Annotated in this window: 15 protein-coding genes; 13 read left to right on the forward strand and 2 right to left on the reverse strand. The window is 72.4% G+C overall.

What is annotated here, in order from left to right; all coding sequences use genetic code 11:
* Positions 1 to 92 precede the first annotated feature (92 nt).
* From ACWEGE_RS29745 to ACWEGE_RS29775, 7 genes are all read left to right on the forward strand, one after another.
* A complete protein-coding gene (locus ACWEGE_RS29745; protein WP_449663792.1) occupies positions 93 to 1,355 on the forward strand; it encodes a glutamate-cysteine ligase family protein in 1,263 nt (420 codons plus the stop codon).
* Positions 1,352 to 2,689 carry an ergothioneine biosynthesis protein EgtB gene (egtB, locus tag ACWEGE_RS29750; RefSeq protein ID WP_449663744.1) on the forward strand — a complete coding sequence of 446 codons (1,338 nt, stop codon included), beginning with the start codon at positions 1,352 to 1,354 and terminating at the stop codon, positions 2,687 to 2,689. Before ACWEGE_RS29745 ends, egtB begins: the two co-directional genes overlap by 4 nt.
* A gap of 4 nt (positions 2,690 to 2,693) precedes the next feature.
* A complete protein-coding gene (gene egtC / locus ACWEGE_RS29755) occupies positions 2,694 to 3,452 on the forward strand; it encodes an ergothioneine biosynthesis protein EgtC (RefSeq protein WP_449663745.1) in 759 nt (252 codons plus the stop codon).
* The gene (gene egtD, locus ACWEGE_RS29760; RefSeq protein WP_449663746.1) at positions 3,449 to 4,426 is read left to right on the forward strand and encodes an L-histidine N(alpha)-methyltransferase; all 978 of its coding nucleotides are present in this window, start codon (positions 3,449 to 3,451) and stop codon (positions 4,424 to 4,426) included. The genes egtC and egtD overlap by 4 nt, the downstream gene beginning before the upstream one ends.
* A 46-nt stretch (positions 4,427 to 4,472) precedes the next feature.
* Positions 4,473 to 4,895: a nitroreductase family deazaflavin-dependent oxidoreductase gene (locus ACWEGE_RS29765; RefSeq protein WP_449663793.1), complete on the forward strand. Its 423-nt coding sequence runs from the start codon at positions 4,473 to 4,475 to the stop codon at positions 4,893 to 4,895.
* A 142-nt stretch (positions 4,896 to 5,037) separates the two neighbouring features.
* Positions 5,038 to 6,633 (forward strand): alpha/beta hydrolase, encoded by a 1,596-nt coding sequence (locus ACWEGE_RS29770; protein WP_449663794.1) that lies wholly within the window; start codon positions 5,038 to 5,040, stop codon positions 6,631 to 6,633.
* A gap of 209 nt (positions 6,634 to 6,842) precedes the next feature.
* Entirely contained in the window at positions 6,843 to 7,547 is a 705-nt protein-coding gene (locus ACWEGE_RS29775; protein ID WP_449663747.1) for an MgtC/SapB family protein, read from the forward strand.
* A gap of 56 nt (positions 7,548 to 7,603) precedes the next feature.
* Here the strand turns inward: ACWEGE_RS29775 and acnA are convergent, their stop codons facing one another.
* Positions 7,604 to 10,414, reverse strand: coding sequence for an aconitate hydratase AcnA (gene acnA / locus ACWEGE_RS29780; protein ID WP_449663748.1), 2,811 nt, complete (start codon positions 10,412 to 10,414; stop codon positions 7,604 to 7,606).
* A 355-nt stretch (positions 10,415 to 10,769) separates the two neighbouring features.
* Between acnA and ACWEGE_RS29785 the strand changes: the two genes are divergently transcribed.
* Entirely contained in the window at positions 10,770 to 12,083 is a 1,314-nt protein-coding gene (locus ACWEGE_RS29785) for an NlpC/P60 family protein (RefSeq protein ID WP_449663749.1), read from the forward strand.
* Here the strand turns inward: ACWEGE_RS29785 and ACWEGE_RS29790 are convergent.
* Positions 12,080 to 12,478 (reverse strand): DUF1801 domain-containing protein, encoded by a 399-nt coding sequence (locus ACWEGE_RS29790; protein ID WP_449663750.1) that lies wholly within the window; start codon positions 12,476 to 12,478, stop codon positions 12,080 to 12,082. The two genes, ACWEGE_RS29785 and ACWEGE_RS29790, sit on opposite strands and share 4 nt — an antisense overlap.
* Before the next feature lie 62 nt (positions 12,479 to 12,540).
* On the opposite strand from ACWEGE_RS29790, the gene ACWEGE_RS29795 reads away from it, so the two are divergent.
* The 5 genes from ACWEGE_RS29795 to ACWEGE_RS29815 all read left to right on the forward strand — a co-directional run bounded on the left by ACWEGE_RS29795 (position 12,541) and on the right by ACWEGE_RS29815 (position 17,369).
* Complete coding sequence (locus ACWEGE_RS29795) at positions 12,541 to 13,254, forward strand: SAM-dependent methyltransferase (RefSeq protein WP_449663751.1); 714 nt, start codon at positions 12,541 to 12,543, stop codon at positions 13,252 to 13,254.
* Between the two features lie 9 nt (positions 13,255 to 13,263).
* Positions 13,264 to 13,818 carry a molybdenum cofactor guanylyltransferase gene (gene mobA, locus ACWEGE_RS29800; protein ID WP_449663752.1) on the forward strand — a complete coding sequence of 185 codons (555 nt, stop codon included), beginning with the start codon at positions 13,264 to 13,266 and terminating at the stop codon, positions 13,816 to 13,818.
* 483 nt (positions 13,819 to 14,301) lie between these two features.
* The gene (locus ACWEGE_RS29805; RefSeq protein WP_449663753.1) at positions 14,302 to 15,363 is read left to right on the forward strand and encodes an AAA family ATPase; all 1,062 of its coding nucleotides are present in this window, start codon (positions 14,302 to 14,304) and stop codon (positions 15,361 to 15,363) included.
* Positions 15,364 to 15,370: 7 nt separating this feature from the next.
* A complete protein-coding gene (locus ACWEGE_RS29810; RefSeq protein WP_449663754.1) occupies positions 15,371 to 16,315 on the forward strand; it encodes a DUF58 domain-containing protein in 945 nt (314 codons plus the stop codon).
* Positions 16,316 to 16,388: 73 nt separating this feature from the next.
* The gene (locus ACWEGE_RS29815; protein WP_449663755.1) at positions 16,389 to 17,369 is read left to right on the forward strand and encodes a VWA domain-containing protein; all 981 of its coding nucleotides are present in this window, start codon (positions 16,389 to 16,391) and stop codon (positions 17,367 to 17,369) included.
* Position 17,370 lies beyond the last annotated feature (1 nt).

The following is a 17,370-nucleotide window of genomic DNA, read 5'->3' on the forward strand; positions in this document are numbered from 1 at the left end:
CGCAGGATCCGCCCTGAATTTGTCGTACCCCGCGTGTAGCGTCCGAAGACGAGAAGTTCCACCGAACAGGAACAGGAACGGGCATGACAGAGATGTCCACGGTGCACGATTTCCCCGAGAAGTCGGGTAGTGCGTCGAACCGCACCGCGCGGGTCCTGGCGGACCGCGCGGCCGGCGAGGCGTACGTCGCCTCGGTGTGTTTCAAGCACGGACCACCCCGCCTGACCGGCGTGGAGCTGGAGTTCACCGTGCACCACGCCGACGACCCGGCCAGACCCCTTGATCCCGACGTCCTCGCCGCGGCGCTGGGTCCGCACACCCCGCGGACCCTCCACCCCGGCAGCCCCGCCGCACCACTCCCGGCCGGCTCGCCCGTGAGCCTCGAACCCGGGTGCCAGGTCGAGATTTCCGCTCTTCCCCAGGCCTCCCTGCGTGAGCTCGACGCAGTCGTCACGGCCGACCTCCACCACCTGCGCGACCGCCTCGCCTCCCGCGGTCTCGTGCTGGGCGAAACGGGCATCGACGCCCACCGCGCGCCCCGCCGCCTCCTCCACACCCCGCGCTACGCGGCCATGGAGCGCCGGTTCGCGCCGATCGGACCGGGCGGCCTCACGATGATGTGCAGCACCGCGGGCCTGCAGGTCTGCGTCGACGCGGGGCAGCCGGAGCACCACGCGGCGCGGTGGGCGGCCGCGCACGCGATGGGCCCGCCGCTGCTCGCCCTCTTCGCCAACTCCCGCGTCCACGCCGGGCGCGACACCGGGCACGCCTCCGCCCGCTGGCTGGCGGTGCACGAAACGGAAGCGGTGCGCACGCGCACGGCCGCCGTGGCGGGCGACGACCCGGCCGGAGCATGGGCCGAGCGCCTGATGGACGTCCCCCTGATGGTGCTGCCCCGCGGCGACCGGCCGTGGGACGCGCCGGACGGGCTGACGTTCGCCGACTGGATCGACGGCCGGGGCGCGGCGGCGCTGCTGCCGCGGCCCACGGTGGCGGACCTCGACTACCACCTCACGACGATGTTCACGCCGGTCCGCCCGCAGGGGTACCTGGAGATCCGGTACCTCGACGCGCAACCGCCGGACGAGTGGCTGGCGCCGGTGGCCCTGGTGTGCGCGCTACTTGCCCGCCCGGCCACGGTCGACAAGGTGCGCGAGATCTGCGCGCCGGTCGAGGGCCGGTGGACCACCGCGGCGCGGCACGGCCTGGCCGATCCGGAGCTGGCGGCCGCGGCGGTGGCGCTGGCGGACCTCGGCTGCGCCGAACTGGGCGCGACCGGGCTGGCGGCGGAGTCGATCACCGAGATCAGCGAGAGCGTGCTGGGGCGCGCGTACCGATCGAGGAGCGAAGCATGAGCACGGAAGCACTGCACGACCTGAGCGCGCAGGACCTGCGCGCCCGCGCGGCGGAGGCACTGACGCGGGCCCGGGCGCGCAGCGTCGCACTGACCGACGCGGTGGACGACGAAGACCTGGTCCGCCAGCATTCGAAGCTGATGTCGCCGCTGGTCTGGGACCTCGCGCACATCGGCGTCCAGGAGGAGCTGTGGCTGGTCCGGGACGTCGGCGGCCGCGAACCGCTGCGCCCGGACATCGACGACATCTACGACGCCTTCCAGCACGCCCGCGCCGACCGGCCGGAGCTGCCGCTGCTCGGTCCGGCCGAGGCGCGCGCGTACGTCAAGCAGGTCCGCGAGAAGGCCTTCGACGTGCTGGAGCACGCGCCGATGGAAGGCAGGCGGCTGACCGAGCAGGCGTTCGCGTTCGGCATGATCACCCAGCACGAGCAGCAGCACGACGAGACGATGCTGGCCACCCACCAGCTCCGCAAGGGCGACCCGGTGCTGCACGCCCCCGAGCCGCCGCCCGCGCGGTCCGGCACGCTGCCGGCCGAGGTGCTCGTGCCGGGCGGTGTCTTCACCATGGGCACGTCGGCCGAGCCGTGGGCGCTGGACAACGAGCGCCCGGCCCATGAGATCGCCGTCGAAGCCTTCTGGATGGACACCGTCCCGGTGACGTGCGGTGCGTACGCCGAATTCCTCGACAGTGGCGGCTACGACGACCGGCAGTGGTGGAGCCCGGCGGGCTGGGCGTACCGGCAGGACAACGGCATCACCGCGCCGCGGTTCTGGAACCGGGAGCAGGACGGCTGGTGGCGGACCCGCTTCGGCGTCCACGAGCGGATCCCGGCCGACGAGCCGGTCGTGCACGTCTCCTACCACGAAGCCGAGGCGTACGCGGCCTGGGCCGGGCGGCGGCTGCCGACCGAGGCGGAGTGGGAGAAGGCGGCCCGGTTCGACCCGGCCACCGGCCGGTCGCGGCGGTTCCCGTGGGGTGACGAGGAGCCGACGGCCGAACACGCCAACCTCGGCCAGCGGCACCTGCGCCCGGCGCCCGCGGGTGCGTATCCGGCCGGGGCGTCGCCGACCGGCGTGCACCAGCTGATCGGCGACGTCTGGGAGTGGACCTCGACGGACTTCCACGGCTACCCGGGTTTCTCCGCCTTCCCGTACCGCGAGTACTCGGAGGTGTTCTTCGGCCCGGAGTACAAGGTGCTGCGCGGCGGCTCGTTCGGCACCGACTCCGCGGCGATCCGGGGCACGTTCCGCAACTGGGACTACCCGATCCGGCGGCAGATCTTCGCCGGCTTCCGCACCGCCCGCGACGCGGCCCCCGGCGAGGTGGGGTAGGCGCATGTGCCGCCACATCGGCTACCTCGGCGAGCCGGTCTCGCCCGCCGAGGCGCTCTTCCGCGCCCCGCATTCGCTGCTGGTGCAGTCCTACGCGCCGGCGGACATGCGCGGCGGCGGCTCGGTCAACGCCGACGGGTTCGGGCTGGGCTGGTACCCCGGCCCGGGCTCGCCGCCGCTGCGCCACCGGCGTTCGACTCCACTGTGGACGGACGAGACGCTGCCGCCGCTGGCCGCGGCGGTGACTTCGGGCGCGTTCGTCGCCGCGGTCCGCAACGGCACCACCGGCCTGCCGGTGACCGAGGCGGCCGCGGCGCCGTTCACCGACGGGCGCCGGCTGTTCAGCCACAACGGCGTCGTCCGCGGCTACCCGGACTCGCTGGCCGAACTGGCCAAGACCCTGCCGGTCACCGAACTGCTGACGCTGGAGGCGCCGACGGATTCGGTGGTGCTCTGGGCCCTGCTGCGGGCCCGGCTGGCCACGGGCGAGGACCCGCTGCGGGCGGTGGCGGGCCTGACCGCGGCCGTCGAGGCGGCCGCGCCCGGCTCCCGGCTCAACTTCCTGCTCACCGACGGCGAAACGCTGATCGGCACGACCTGGACGCACGCGCTGTCCGTGCTGGAGACCCCGGCCGGGGTGTGGCTGGCGTCCGAACCCCTCGACGGTGACCCGCGCTGGCGGCCCGTCCCCGAGCACCACGCCGTGCGCGCCACCGCGGCCGGCGTCGACCTGCTTCCCCTGACGACCCAGGAGCTGTCATGACCGAAGTCGACCTCGACCACCACCGCTCCGGCGACGCCGTCACCGCGGAACTGCGCGCGGACGTCGTCGCCGGGCTCACCGCGGCGCGGAAGTGGCTGCCGCCCAAGTGGTTCTACGACGCCGACGGCAGCGAGCTGTTCGAGAAGATCACCCAGCTGCCGGAGTACTACCCGACCCGCAGCGAGCGCGAGGTGCTGGCCGCGCACGCCGGCGACGTAGCGAAGCTGACCGGCGCGCACACGCTCGTCGAGCTCGGCTCGGGATCGAGCGAGAAGACCCGGCTCCTGCTCGACGCCCTCACCGGTCACGGCACCCTGGAGGCGTTCGTCCCGCTGGACGTGTCCGAATCCGCGCTGGCCGAGGCCGCCGAAGCGATTTCGAAGGACTACCCGGGCCTCGCCGTCCGCGGGGTGGTCGGCGATTTCACCCAGCACCTGGACCTGCTGCCCGACGGCCAGCCGCGGGTGGTCGCCTTCCTCGGCGGCACGATCGGCAACTTCCTGCCCGCCGAGCGCGCGGTGTTCCTCCGCTCGGTCCGCGAGGTCCTCGACGAGGGGGAGTGGCTGCTGCTCGGCACCGACCTGGTCAAGGACGCCGGGATCCTCGAACGCGCCTACGACGACGCCGCCGGTGTCACCGCCGAGTTCAACAAGAACGTGCTGCGGGTGATCAACGCCCGCCTCGGCGCGAACTTCGACGTCGACGAGTTCGAGCACATCTCCTACTGGGACGCGGAGAACGAGTGGATCGAGATGCGGCTGCGCGCCCGCCGGGAGCTGACCGTCGAGATCCCGGGCGCGGACCTGACGGTGAGCTTCGCCGCCGGTGAGCACGTCCGGACGGAGATCTCGGCCAAGTTCCGCCCGAGCGGGGTCGAGGCCGAGCTCGCCGCGGCCGGGTTCGCCCTCGAGCACTGGTGGACCGACTCCCAGCAGCGGTTCGGGGTGAGCCTGGCAAAATCCGTGCGTGGCTAATCCTCTCCGGGCCCTGGCCCGGGCCGCCGGCACGAAACCGTGGCTGATGCGCACCGCCCGGTTCGTCGTCTGGGCGGACAAGAAACTGCACCAGGCGTTCGGCGGCCGGGTGAGCCTCGTGGCGCTCGCCGGGCTGCCGTCGCTGCGGCTGACCACGACCGGCCGCAAGAGCGGGCTGCCCCGCGCCACCAACCTGCTCTACTACCCGCGCGGCGAAGGCTTCGTGCTGACGGCCTCCAACTGGGGCCGTCCGCACGATCCGGCGTGGGCGCTCAACCTGCGGGCGAACCCGAAGTGCGAGGTGGCGCTGGCCGGAAACCCGGTCGAGGTCGTCGCGCGGGAACTGCACGGAGCGGAGTACGAGCGGATGTGGCGCGAACTGCTCGCGTTCTGGCCGGGGTACGCGATGGAGCAACGCGAGGCCGCGCGGCCGTTGCCGGTTTTCGTCCTCACGCGGGTGGCCCGATAGGTTCCGACCATCCGTTCGGCCGGTGCCGGGATTCACCGCTTTGTGCCAGTCTCTCCCGGGTAGCGCGCCGTGACGACCTGCTCTCGCGGCGAGGTGCGTGACCTAGGGAGGGAACGTCTTGCCGAGATCCACACAGAGCCGGGTGCGGTCGTTCGCGCTGGTGGGGACGCTCGTGGCCGGTGCCGTGCTGGCCGCGCCGGCCGGGACCGCCGCCGCGGCCGAAGACGCGGCGGTCAAGCCCGCCGCCGTCGGCGCGACCCCGGCGGTCGCCTGGGGCGCCTGCGGGAGCGAGGTCCTCGCCGGTGTCCCCGCCGACCAGCTCGAGCTGTACAGCTGCGCGCGCTACCGCGTGCCGATCGACCACGACAACGCGTCGCTGGGCACCATCGACATCGCGCTGCTCAAGCGGGCCGCCCGCACGCCCGACAAGCGCGTCGGGTCGCTGTTCCTCAACCCCGGCGGCCCCGGCGGCCCGGGCCTGACCCTGCCGATCGCCGGTGAGGCGATCTTCCGGCCGCAGGTGCTCGACCGCTTCGATCTCATCGGCTTCGACCCGCGCGGGGTCGGCGACAGCAACCCGCTGCGCTGCTTCACCACCCAGGAGGACGCGGACGAGGTCTTCGCCGCCCAGATCGGCGTGCCGATTTCGCGCGCCGAAATCTCGGGCACCCTCGCCAGTTACCGCGACTACGGCCGGTTCTGCAAGAACAACGCCGGTGCGCTGCTGAACCACATGTCCACCAAGGACGTCGTCCGCGACCTCGACACGCTGCGCGCGGCGGTCGGCGACCGGAAGCTGAACTACGTCGGCTTCTCGTACGGGACGCTGATCGGCTCGACGTACACGGCGATGTTCCCGAAGCAGTCGCGGGCGATCGTGATCGACGGCAACGTCGACCCGGCGCTGCGCACCAGCGACGGCGTGCAGTACGACCGCGAACGCGCCCAGGGCTTCGAAATCGCGCTGGACGGCTTCCTGAAGCGCTGTGACCAGGTGGGCGAGCGGTGCGCGTTCAGCGACGGCAACCCGCGCGCGAAGTTCGACGAGCTGCGCGAGTACCTGCGCAAGCAGCCGATCACGCTCCCGGGCGCCGCTCCGCTGGACATCAGCCGGTTCACCGGCGGGGTGTCCAGCGCGCTGTACTCGCCGGCGCGGTTCGCGTCACTGGCTGCCGACCTGCAGAAGCTCTACACCGCCATCCACCCGGCGGGGGCGCAGGCACAGGCGCTGCAGGCGGCGCAGCTGAGCGTGCTCAACTCGGGCAAGCAGGGGCTCGCCGACCAGAAGCCGGACAGCCCGTACACCAGTGACGACTCCTACTTCGCCGTCAACTGCGCGGACAAGCCGTTCCGGATCAGGCAGGAGCAGGTGCCCGAGATCGCCGCGAAGTGGGAACGCGAATCGCGGACCTTCGGCCGCTACCAGGTGTTCTCCGACACCGCAGCCTGCCCGGTGTGGCCGGCCAGGAACCCGGACGCCTACCGCGGCCCGTGGCGGGCCAAGACCGACGTCCCGGTGATCGTGGTCGGCAACTACTACGACCCGGCGACGCAGTACAAGTTCGCCCAGCGGATGGCGGCCGAGCTCGGCAACACGCGGCTGCTGTCGGTCGACGCGTTCGGGCACTGCATCCTGGGTGACGCCCTCGGCGTCGACCAGGCCGTGGCCGACTACCTGACCGACCTGAAGGTGCCGGCGAACGGGCAGGTGTTCCAGCCCAACGTCCAGCCGTTCTGAGTGTGAGCCCGGTCCCGCGGCCCTTCCCCGGGCCGCGGGACCGGCTACCCTGGCGACGTTGATCATCGAACCAGGGAAGCGAGGTGAGCGGCACATGCCGACGGACAGTCATCGGACGGCCGGGCGCGCGCTCACCGGGGGTTTCCGGCGGGGCTGAGTCCGCACCGTCCCCTGTCCGGCAGTGCGCGCACGCCGGAAAAGAGCCGGAAATGACCATCTTCGAAATGCTGCTGCGCGTCGGCGCCGGCGTCGGCCTCGGTGCCGTCATCGGGATCGAGCGCCAGTTCCGCGCCCGGATGGCCGGGCTGCGCACCAACGCACTGGTCGCGGTCGGCGCGACGCTGTTCGTGCTGCTGTCGGCCCACGGCTTCGGCGGCCTGGCCTCGAGCGGCGACGCGGACCCGACCCGGGTGGCCGCCCAGATCGTCTCGGGCATCGGCTTCCTCGGCGCCGGGGTCATCCTGCGCGACGGCCTCAACGTCCGCGGGCTGAACACGGCCGCGACGCTGTGGTGCTCGGCCGCGGTCGGGGCGCTCGCCGGGGCCGGCCTGTACGTCGTCGCGGCGGCCGGGACCGCCGTCGTGGTCGGGGTGAACGTGGTGCTGCGCCCGCTCGGCCGCGTCGTCGACCGCCGCCCGGAAGCGGGCGACGAGACGCCGACGCGGTATGCGTTCCAGGCCGTCACCCGCGACGCGACGGAAGCCCACGTGCGGGCGTTGCTCGTGCAGTCGCTGACCCGCACGGATTTCCGCCTGCTCTCGGTGCTCAGCACCGACCGCGACGACCGCACGGTCGAGGTCCGGGCGGAACTGGTCGGCGACCAGCGCGACGACGCCCAGATGGAGGCCGCGGTTTCGCGGCTTTCGCTGGAACCGTCGGTCTCGAGCGTCCGCTGGGAGGCGGTGCCCGCATAACGCGGAGGGCCTCCCCGCTCGGCCGAGCGGGGAGGCCCTCCTTGACGCGGAAACCCTTACGCCTGTGTCATCTTCCGCAGCACGTACTGCAGGATGCCGCCGTTGCGGTAGTAGTCCGCCTCACCCGGGGTGTCGATGCGGACGTCCGCCTCGAACTCCACCTTGGAACCGTCTTCCTTGGTGGCGGTGACGTGCACCGTGCGCGGGGTCTCGCCGTCGTTCAGCTTCGCGATGCCCGAGATGTCGAAGGTCTCGGTGCCGTCGAGGCCGAGCGAGGAGGCCGACTCGCCCTGCGGGAACTGCAGCGGGATGACGCCCATGCCGATCAGGTTCGAGCGGTGGATGCGCTCGAACGACTCGGTGATCACCGCGCGCACGCCCAGCAGCGAGGTGCCCTTGGCCGCCCAGTCGCGCGACGAACCGGAGCCGTACTCCTTGCCGCCCAGCACGACCAGCGGCGTGCCCTGCTTCGCGTAGTTCTGGGCCGCGTCGTAGATGAACGCCTGCGGGGCGCCCTCGACGGTGAAGTCGCGGGTGTAGCCGCCCTGCACGTCGTCCAGCAGCTGGTTGCGCAGCCGGATGTTCGCGAAGGTGCCGCGGATCATCACCTCGTGGTTGCCGCGCCGGGAGCCGTAGGAGTTGAAGTCCTTCTTCTCCACGCCGTGCTCGGTCAGGTACTGCGCGGCCGGGGTGCCCGGCTTGATCGCGCCGGCGGGGGAGATGTGGTCGGTGGTGACCGAGTCGCCCAGCTTCGCCAGCACGCGCGCGCCGGTGATGTCGGTGACCGGGGCCGGCTCCGGCGTCATGCCCTCGAAGTACGGGGGCTTCCGCACGTAGGTGGACTCCAGGTCCCACTCGAAGGTCTTGCCCTCCGGGGTGGGCAGCGACTTCCAGCGCTCGCCGCCGTCGAAGACGTCGGCGTAGTCCTTGGTGAACATCTCCTGCGTGATCGCGTGGTCGATGGTCTCCTGGATCTCCTTGGCCGTCGGCCAGATGTCCTTGAGGAAGACGTCGTTGCCGTCCGTGTCCTGGCCCAGGGGCTGGTTCGCGAAGTCGAAGTCCATCGTGCCGGCCAGCGCGTAGGCGATGACCAGCGGCGGCGACGCGAGGTAGTTCATCTTCACGTCGGGGTTGATCCGGCCTTCGAAGTTCCGGTTGCCCGAGAGCACCGAGACCGCGGTGAGGTCGTTCTCCTGGATCGCCGCGGAGATCTCGTCCGAGAGCGGGCCGGAGTTGCCGATGCAGGTGGTGCAGCCGTAGCCGACCAGGTGGTAGCCCAGCTTCTCCAGGTACGGCCACAGGTTGGCCTTGGTGTAGTAGTCGGTGACGACCTGCGAGCCCGGCGCCATCGACGTCTTGACCCACGGCTTCACCGCGAGGCCCTTCTCGACCGCGTTGCGGGCGAGCAGCGCGGCGCCGAGCATGACCGACGGGTTCGAGGTGTTGGTGCAGGAGGTGATCGAGGCGATCACCACGGCGCCGTGGTCGAGGATGAACTCGCCGCGGTCGGCCGAAGACACCTTGACCGGCTTGGACGGGCGGCCGCTGCCGCCGTTGGCCGCCGACTGGAGGTCCACCGCGTCCTCGTCCTTGAACGACAGCGCGGCCGGGTCGGACGCCGGGAACGACTCCTCGACGGCCTCGTCGACCTTGGTGTGCGGGGTCTCCTGCTCACCGTTGACGTAGTCGTGGATCGACTTGCGGAACGACGACTTCGCGTCGGACAGCTCGATGCGGTCCTGCGGGCGCTTCGGGCCGGCGATCGACGGGACGACCGTCGAGAGGTCCAGCTCGAGGTACTCGGAGTAGGCCGCCTCGCGCGACGGGTCGTGCCAGAGGCCCTGCTCCTTGGCGTAGGCCTCGACCAGCGCGACCTGCTCGGCCGAGCGGCCGGTCAGCTTGAGGTAGCGGACGGTCTCGTCGTCGATCGGGAAGATCGCCGCGGTGGAGCCGAACTCCGGGCTCATGTTGCCGATGGTGGCGCGGTTGGCCAGCGGCACCTCGGCGACGCTCTCGCCGTAGAACTCGACGAACTTGCCGACCACGCCGTGCTTGCGCAGCATCTCGGTGATGGTCAGCACGACGTCGGTGGCCGTGACGCCGGCCGGGATCTCGCCGGTCAGCTTGAAGCCGACGACGCGCGGGATGAGCATCGACACCGGCTGGCCCAGCATGGCCGCCTCGGCCTCGATGCCGCCGACGCCCCAGCCCAGCACGCCCAGGCCGTTGACCATGGTGGTGTGCGAGTCGGTGCCGACGCAGGAGTCGGGGTAGGCCTGCCCGTTGCGGCTCATCACCGTGCGCGCGAGGTGCTCGATGTTGACCTGGTGCACGATGCCGGTGCCCGGCGGGACGACCTTGAACTCGTCGAAGGCGCCCTGGCCCCAGCGCAGGAACTGGTAGCGCTCGCGGTTGCGCTCGTACTCGATCTCGACGTTGCGCTCGAAGGCGTCGGCGCGGCCGAAGACGTCGATGATCACCGAGTGGTCGATGACCAGCTCGGCCGGGGCGAGCGGGTTGACCTTGTCGGGGTCGCCGCCGAGGTCGGTGACCGCCTCGCGCATGGTGGCCAGGTCGACGACGCACGGCACGCCGGTGAAGTCCTGCATGATCACGCGGGCCGGCGTGAACTGGATTTCGATCGACGGGTCGGCGTTCGGGTCCCACGAGCCGAGCGCACGGATGTGGTCGGCGGTGATGTTCGCGCCGTCCTCGGTGCGCAGCAGGTTCTCGAGCAGGATCTTCAGGCTGTACGGCAGGCGCTCGGCGCCCTCGACCTTGTTCAGGCGGAACACCTCGTACGAGGCGTCACCGACCTTCAGCGTGTCTTTGGCGCCGAAGCTGTCCTTGCTGGCGGGTGAGGTCACGTCTAACTCCAGTGGCGGGGACGCCGCGCCGGTGCGGCAGGGAAGTCCCGGGTCAGTTCGGTCGGTTCGGTGGGGCGAGTCTTGCGCACCCCCACCGTAGGACCGGATGCGGGATGGCACACCTCGCGGTCCTTCAAACAGTACGCGTGTCCTGTTTAACGGACAAGACGACACGCGGTGTGGGCTGCGCCATCCGGGCAACCGGCCCCGCCGGGGTCCCTCAATGAGGGGAATTGGTGCCTACGTTGTGTAAGTTTCCGCTGATGCTTGTGATAGTGGTGTGACTGCAGTGACGCGCGGTGTGCGCTGGTGAGCGGAGGTGGCGGTCTTGTTAGGACGGTGCGGGGAGCCGGGAGTGCCGCGCGTCCGCCGGGGACTCAGCGTGAGCACGCTCACGCTGGTGATCTTGTTCGGCGCCGGCGGCACGGGCCTCGCGGCGCCCCCGCCGCCGCCCAACCCCAGTGATTCGGAGATCCGGGCCGGCCAGGCCGACGCCAACGCGAAGGCCGGCGAGGTCGGCCGGCTGACCAACCAGCTGGCCCAGGCCGAGCAGAAGCTCACGCAGCTGCAGGACGACGTCGAACTCAAGCAGGAGCAGGCCAACAAGGCCCTGGTCGACCTGCAGGCCGCGCAGGACGACGCGGCGCAGGCGGAGAACGACGCGAAGGCCGCGCGCACCGAGGCGGACGCGGCCTCGGCGGCCATCGAGAAGGCCCGGGCGGACCTCCGGACGTTCGCCGCCGCGAGCTTCCAGCAGGGCAGCACGGTCGGCTCGCTCTCGGCGTACCTGAGCGCGGACAGCCCCAAGGACATGCTGGCCCGCGCCCAGCTGCTCGACTCCGTCGGTGGCGACCGGCTCAACGCCCTCGACCGGCTGCAGCAGGCCCAGACCGAGAAGTCCAACAAGGACGCCGCCGCCCGCAAGGCCGCCGAGCTCGCCCAGCAGAAGCAGGACGCGGCCCGCCGGGCGAAGACCAGCGCCGACGCCGCGCAGACCACCGCCGAGCGCGCCGAGGACGGCCAAGCCGCCCAGAACGCTCAGCTCGAGAAGAACAAGACCGACGTCGAGCAGCAGCTCTACGCCGCCCAGGCCAAGGTCAGCGGCCTGCAGGGGCAGCGGCAGCGCTACCAGGACTGGCTCGCCGAGAAGCAGCGCGAAGACGAGGAACGCGCGCGCCAGGCCGCGCTCGCGGCGGCCGGGGGCGGTGGCCGTCCCGCGGGCGGCCCGGCGCCGTCGGGTCCGGCAGGCTCGTCGATCGAGGCGGTGATCGCGCGGGCGCTGTCCAAGCTCGGCATGCCCTACGCGTGGGGCGGCGGCAACACGGGCGGGCCGACCCGCGGCATCCGCGACGGCGGCGTCGCCGACCGCTACGGCGACTACAACAAGATCGGCTTCGACTGCTCCGGCCTGATGATCTACGCCTTCGCCGGGGTCCGCGCGCTGCCGCACTACAGCGGCTACCAGTACTCGGCGGGCCGTCAGGTGCCGCTGTCCCAGATGCGCCGCGGCGACCTGCTGTTCTGGGGCGGCCCGGGCGGCATCCACCACGTCGCGCTCTACCTCGGCGGCGGGCAGATGGTGGAGGCGCCGCAGTCCGGCCTGCGGGTCCGGGTCGCCCCGGTCCGCTACGGCGGGATCATGCCGTACGCGACCCGGCTGGTGGGTTAGCCGCCGGCGGCCTTGAGCCTGCGCCAGCCGCCCGCGCGGTTGTTCGCGATGATCTGCCGGAACATCGCCGTCAGCGCCGGGGCGTTGATCCGCTCCCCCTCGCGGAAGGCGACCGTGCGCGCGGTCTTGTTGCCGTGGCCGGCGGTGATGATGCCCTCGGGGTCGGGGACGATGCCGCCGTCGTAGACGAACACGTTGACGTGGTCCTTCGCCGCCAGCAGGGCGCAGATGTTGCCGTCGAGCACGAAGTACGGCTGCCGGGTGCGCTTGATCGTCTCGACGACCTCGGGGTCGGCCGCGTGCACCAGCTCGCGGACCTCCCGGCAGATCGCCTGCTGCCACGCGGGCAGGGCGTCGATGTAGGCGTCCACGCGGGGCTCGACGACGTAGGTCATCGGACGAGTATGCGCGAAAACCCGTTCGACGTCCGGGTGGCCGCACCGTGAAGATCGGCCGGGTGGACGACGAACTGAACGCGCTGCGGCGCACCCGGATGCGCTGGAACACGCCCCTGTCGGAGCCGCACGCGGAGCTGCTGCTCGACCGGATGGCCCTGGCCGAAGGGCACCTGGTCGACCTCGGCTGCGGCTGGGGCGAGCTGCTGCTGCGGGCGGCGGCCCGGGCGCCGGGCCTGCGCGCGACCGGCGTCGACACCGACGTGACCGGCCTCGACCGGGGCCGGGCGGCGGCCGCGTCGCGGGGCCTGGCGGTGGAGTTCGCCGAGGCGGACGCCGCGACCTGGGCTCTCCCGGCCGAACGGGTGTTCTCCATCGGCGCCGCCCACGTCTTCGGCTCGACCGAGGCGGCGCTGGAAGCACTCGCCCGGCTGGTGCGGCCGTCCGGCCGGCTGCTCTACGGCGACGGCTTCTGGGCGGCCCCGCCGGGCCCGGCGGCCCTCGGCATCTTCGGCCCGGACCTGCTGACCCTGCCGGAGCTGCTCGACGCCGCGGCCCGGGCCGGCTGGCGCGTGCGGCACCTGAGCACCGCCGACCCGCTGGAGTGGGACGACTTCGAGTCGAGCTCGCGCGCCGGGTGGGAGGACTGGCTGGCGGCGCACCCGGCCGACCCGCGCGCGGACCGGGTGCGGGAGTGGCTCGACCGGCGGCTGCGCGAGTACGTCCGGCACTACCGGGGCGTGCTGGGCTTCACCTACCTCGTGCTGGGCCGCTAGGGTGCCTCGGTGCGCTACGCGGGGATCGTGGTGGCCGGTGGGGCGGCCCGCCGGCTGTCCGGTGTGGACAAGCCGGCCCTGTCGGTGGGCGGGAAACCGTTGCTGGCCCGCGCGATCCACGCCCTCGACGGCGCCGAGCGCGTGATCGCGGTCGGCCCCCGCCGTCCGGGCTTCGACGTGGTGTGGACCCGCGAACCGGTCCCGGGCACCGGGCCGGTGGCGGCGCTGGCGGCCGGCCTGCTCTTCGTGCCCGACGAAGTGGAGGCGGTGGTGGTGCTGGCCGCCGACCTCCCGGGCGTCCGCCGGTCCACAGTGGACAGGCTGACGGCGGCCATCGGCGACGGCGACGGCGCGGTGCTCGTGGACGCGGCGGGCAGGCGCCAATGGCTCCTCGGCGCCTGGCGGCTGGCCGCGCTGCGCGCGGCGGTCCCGGAGCAGGCGGAGAACGCGGAGAACGCGGCCCTGCGCCGGGTCCTCGGCGGGCTGGCGGTCGCCGAAGTCCCGGCGGAACGGGGCGAAGCGGACGACATCGACACGCCCGAGGACCTCGAGCGGCACCGCTGACCCCGGCCACGGCGGGGGTCGAAGGCACCGGCAAGCGCCCCAAGGCGGCCTTGGTTGCGTCTGGCGCACCGAACCGCCTTGGTTGCGTCAGGCGCACCGAAGGCCGCCTTGGTTGCGTCTGGCGCGCCGAAGAGGCCACCTCGGGGCGCTTCAGGCGAGCTCGGCGGTCTCCGGGTCGATGACCGCCGCCACCTCGCGGATCGTCGTTACCGGGAGCCGCCGGACCCGCTCCATCGGACGGCCCGTGCCGAGGTCACCGGCGACCGGCTCGGCGAGCCGGACCCGGGTCGTCCTCGCTCGGCCCGGCCGCCCGGTCGGGTCGAAGGGGGCTTCACAGGTGCCACACCGCTGACCGTGTTGGCTGATCGTGGGCGAAGTGCGGGGCGTCCGCGTGCCGGATGCGACCGGCGGCCGCGGGCGCAGTACGGTCGCACCGCGTGATCACCGTCGCGGGGGCGGCGCACGAGATTTCGAGGAGGCAGAGTGACCGAGCCCGGCTACGCCGAGGGCGGGAACGGCCAGCAGGCGACACCGGCGCGGGACGCCCAGTTGCTGGAGCGGACCGTGTTCGAGGTCAAGCGGATCATCGTCGGCCAGGACCGCCTGGTCGAGCGGATGCTGGTCGGGCTGCTGGCCAAGGGCCACCTGCTGCTCGAAGGCGTGCCCGGCGTGGCGAAGACCCTCGCCGTGGAGACGTTCGCCCGGGTCGTCGGCGGCTCGTTCTCCCGCGTGCAGTTCACCCCCGACCTGGTGCCCGCCGACATCCTCGGCACCCGCATCTACCGCCAGGGCGCCGAGCGCTTCGACGTCGAGCTCGGCCCGGTCGTGGCGAACTTCGTGCTCGCCGACGAGATCAACCGCGCGCCCGCCAAGGTCCAGTCGGCGATGCTCGAGGTGATGGCCGAGCGGCACGTCTCGATCGGCGGCCAGACGTTCCCGATGCCCGACCCGTTCCTCGTGCTCGCCACGCAGAACCCGATCGAGAACGAGGGCGTGTACCCGCTGCCCGAGGCGCAGCGCGACCGGTTCCTGTTCAAGATCGTCGTCGAGTACCCCTCCGCCGAGGAGGAGCGCGAGATCATCTACCGGATGGGCGTCACCCCGCCCACCCCGCACGAGGTGCTCAGCCCGGGCGAGCTGGTCCGGCTGCAGGGCGTCGCGTCGCAGGTGTTCGTGCACCACGCGCTGGTCGACTACGTGGTCCGGCTGGTGCTGACCACCCGGACACCGAACGAGCACGGCCTCGCCGACGTCGCCGGCTGGGTCTCCTACGGCGCTTCGCCGCGCGCGAGCCTCGGCATCATCGCCGCCGCGCGGGCGCTGGCCCTGGTCCGCGGCCGCGACTACGTGCTGCCGCAGGACGTCGTCGACGTCGTGCCGGACGTGCTGCGCCACCGGCTCGTGCTGTCCTACGACGCGCTGGCCGACGGCGTGCCGATCGACCACATCATCACGCGGGTGCTGCAGACGGTGCCGCTGCCGCAGGTTTCGGCCCGGCCGCAGGGCGGGACCGGCCCGGTCCCGGCGGGCGCGCCGGTCAGGTAACCCGGCGATGGCGAAGAACGAGAAGGGCGAGCGCCCTTCGTGGGCGCCGCCGATCCTGCGCGGCGACCGGATGGAAGCCGGGCTCCGCACCCTGGAGCTCGACGTCCGCCGCCGGCTCGACGGGCTGCTGCAGGGCAACCACCTCGGCCTGGTGCCGGGGCCGGGGTCCGAGCCCGGCGAGGCGCGCCCGTACCAGCCCGGCGACGACGTGCGCCGGATGGACTGGGCGGTCACCGCCCGCACCACGACCCCGCACATCCGCGAGACGGTGGCCGATCGCGAGCTGGAGACGTGGGTGGTCGCCGACCTCTCGGCCAGCCTCGACTTCGGCACCGCGCTGTGCGAGAAGCGCGACCTGGTGGTCTGCGCGGTCGCGGCGGTCGCGCACCTCACCGGCGGCGGCGGCAACCGGATCGGCGCGTTGATCTCCACCGGCGCGGACACCACGCGCATCCCGGCGCGCGGCGGCCTGGCGCACGCCCGCGGGCTGGTGCGCAAGCTCGCCGAGACCCCGCGCGCGGCCGAGGGCACCCGGGGCGACTTCGCCCAGGCCCTGGAGGCGTTGCGCCGTCCGCCGCGCCGGCGTGGCCTGGCCGTGGTGATCTCCGACTTCCTGGGCGACGAGTCCTGGGAGCGGCCGCTGCGGGCGCTGGGCGGGCGCCACGAACTGATCGCGATCGAAGTCCTCGACCCGCGCGACGTCGACCTGCCCGAGGTGGGCACCGTCGTGCTGGCCGACCCGGAGACAGGGAAACAGCGCGAAGTGCACGCTTCGGCCTTGCTGCGCAAGGAGTTCGGGGCCGCGGCCCACGCCCACCGGCAGAAGGTGGCGGCCGGTCTGCGGCGCGCGGGTGCGGCGCACCTGACGCTACGCACGGACGCCGACTGGATCGCCGACATGGTGCGGTTCGTCGTCGCCCGCAAGCGCCGCTGGTCGGGGGGTGTGGCGTGAGGGAGCCCGCGACCGGACCGTTCGGCACGGCGCTGCCGGCCAAGGCCGCACCGAGCGTCGGGGAGGTGCGCGCATGAGCTTGACGGGCTTCGCCTCGCCCTGGTGGTTCCTGCTGCTGATCGCGGTCGCCGCGGTCGTCGTCGGGTACGTGCTCGCCCAGCGCGCCCGCTGGAAGCGGACCATGCGGTTCGCCAACCTGGACCTGCTCGAGAAGGTCGCGCCGAAGAGCCAGGGCTGGGTCCGGCACCTGCCCGCCGTGCTGATCGTGCTGTCGCTGCTGCTGCTGACCGTGGCGCTGGCCGGGCCGACCGCCGAGCAGAAGGTGCCGCGCAACCGGGCGACGGTGATGCTGGTGATCGACGTTTCGCTGTCGATGGAGGCCACCGACGTCCTGCCGACGCGGCTGCAGGCGGCTCAGGAAGCCGCGACCAGCTTCGCGCGCAACATGACGCCGGGCATCAACCTGGGGCTGATCTCCTTCGCCGGCACGGCCACCGTGCTGGTCAACCCGACCACCGACCGCAACGGCGTGATCAAGGCGATCGAAAACCTGAAGCTGGCCCAGTCGACGGCGACCGGCGAGGGCATCTTCGCGGCGCTGCAGTCGGTGGAGAGCTTCTCCAGCGTCGTCGGCGGGGCGGACGGGCCGCCGCCGGCGCGGATCGTGCTGATGTCCGACGGGAAGCAGACCGTCCCGGAAGACCTGTACGCGGCGCGAGGCGGGTACACCGCGGCGCAGGCGGCGAAGCAGGCCGGGGTGCCGATCTCGTCGATCTCCTTCGGCACCACGCACGGTTCGGTCGACATCGACGGCAAGGCCCAGCCGGTCAGCGTGGACGACGAGTCCCTGCGCGAAATCGCCCGGCTGTCCGGCGGCGACTTCTACAAGGCGGCCAGCGCGGAAGAGCTGAAGAAGGTCTACGCGGACCTCGGCGAGCAGATCGGCTACGAGCTCAAGGACGCCGACGCGAGCAAGCCGTGGGTCGTGGTGGGCACGCTGATCCTCATGCTGGGCGCGGCGGCCAGCCTCTTCTTCGGGCAGAGACTCCCGTGAC

It is taken from the genome of Amycolatopsis sp. NPDC004747 (assembly GCF_053601335.1).

Excerpts from the sequence above, each read along its gene's own strand:
- ACWEGE_RS29745 (WP_449663792.1), top strand. The coding sequence starts at position 93 with ATGTCCACGGTGCACGATTTCCCCGAGAAGTCGGGTAGTGCGTCGAAC.
- egtB (WP_449663744.1), top strand. The coding sequence starts at position 1,352 with ATGAGCACGGAAGCACTGCACGACCTGAGCGCGCAGGACCTGCGCGCC.
- egtC (WP_449663745.1), top strand. The coding sequence starts at position 2,694 with ATGTGCCGCCACATCGGCTACCTCGGCGAGCCGGTCTCGCCCGCCGAG.
- egtD (WP_449663746.1), top strand. The coding sequence starts at position 3,449 with ATGACCGAAGTCGACCTCGACCACCACCGCTCCGGCGACGCCGTCACC.
- ACWEGE_RS29765 (WP_449663793.1), top strand. The coding sequence starts at position 4,473 with ATGCGCACCGCCCGGTTCGTCGTCTGGGCGGACAAGAAACTGCACCAG.
- ACWEGE_RS29775 (WP_449663747.1), top strand. The coding sequence starts at position 6,843 with ATGACCATCTTCGAAATGCTGCTGCGCGTCGGCGCCGGCGTCGGCCTC.
- ACWEGE_RS29790 (WP_449663750.1), bottom strand. The coding sequence starts at position 12,478 with ATGACCTACGTCGTCGAGCCCCGCGTGGACGCCTACATCGACGCCCTG.
- ACWEGE_RS29810 (WP_449663754.1), top strand. The coding sequence starts at position 15,371 with ATGGCGAAGAACGAGAAGGGCGAGCGCCCTTCGTGGGCGCCGCCGATC.
- ACWEGE_RS29815 (WP_449663755.1), top strand. The coding sequence starts at position 16,389 with ATGAGCTTGACGGGCTTCGCCTCGCCCTGGTGGTTCCTGCTGCTGATC.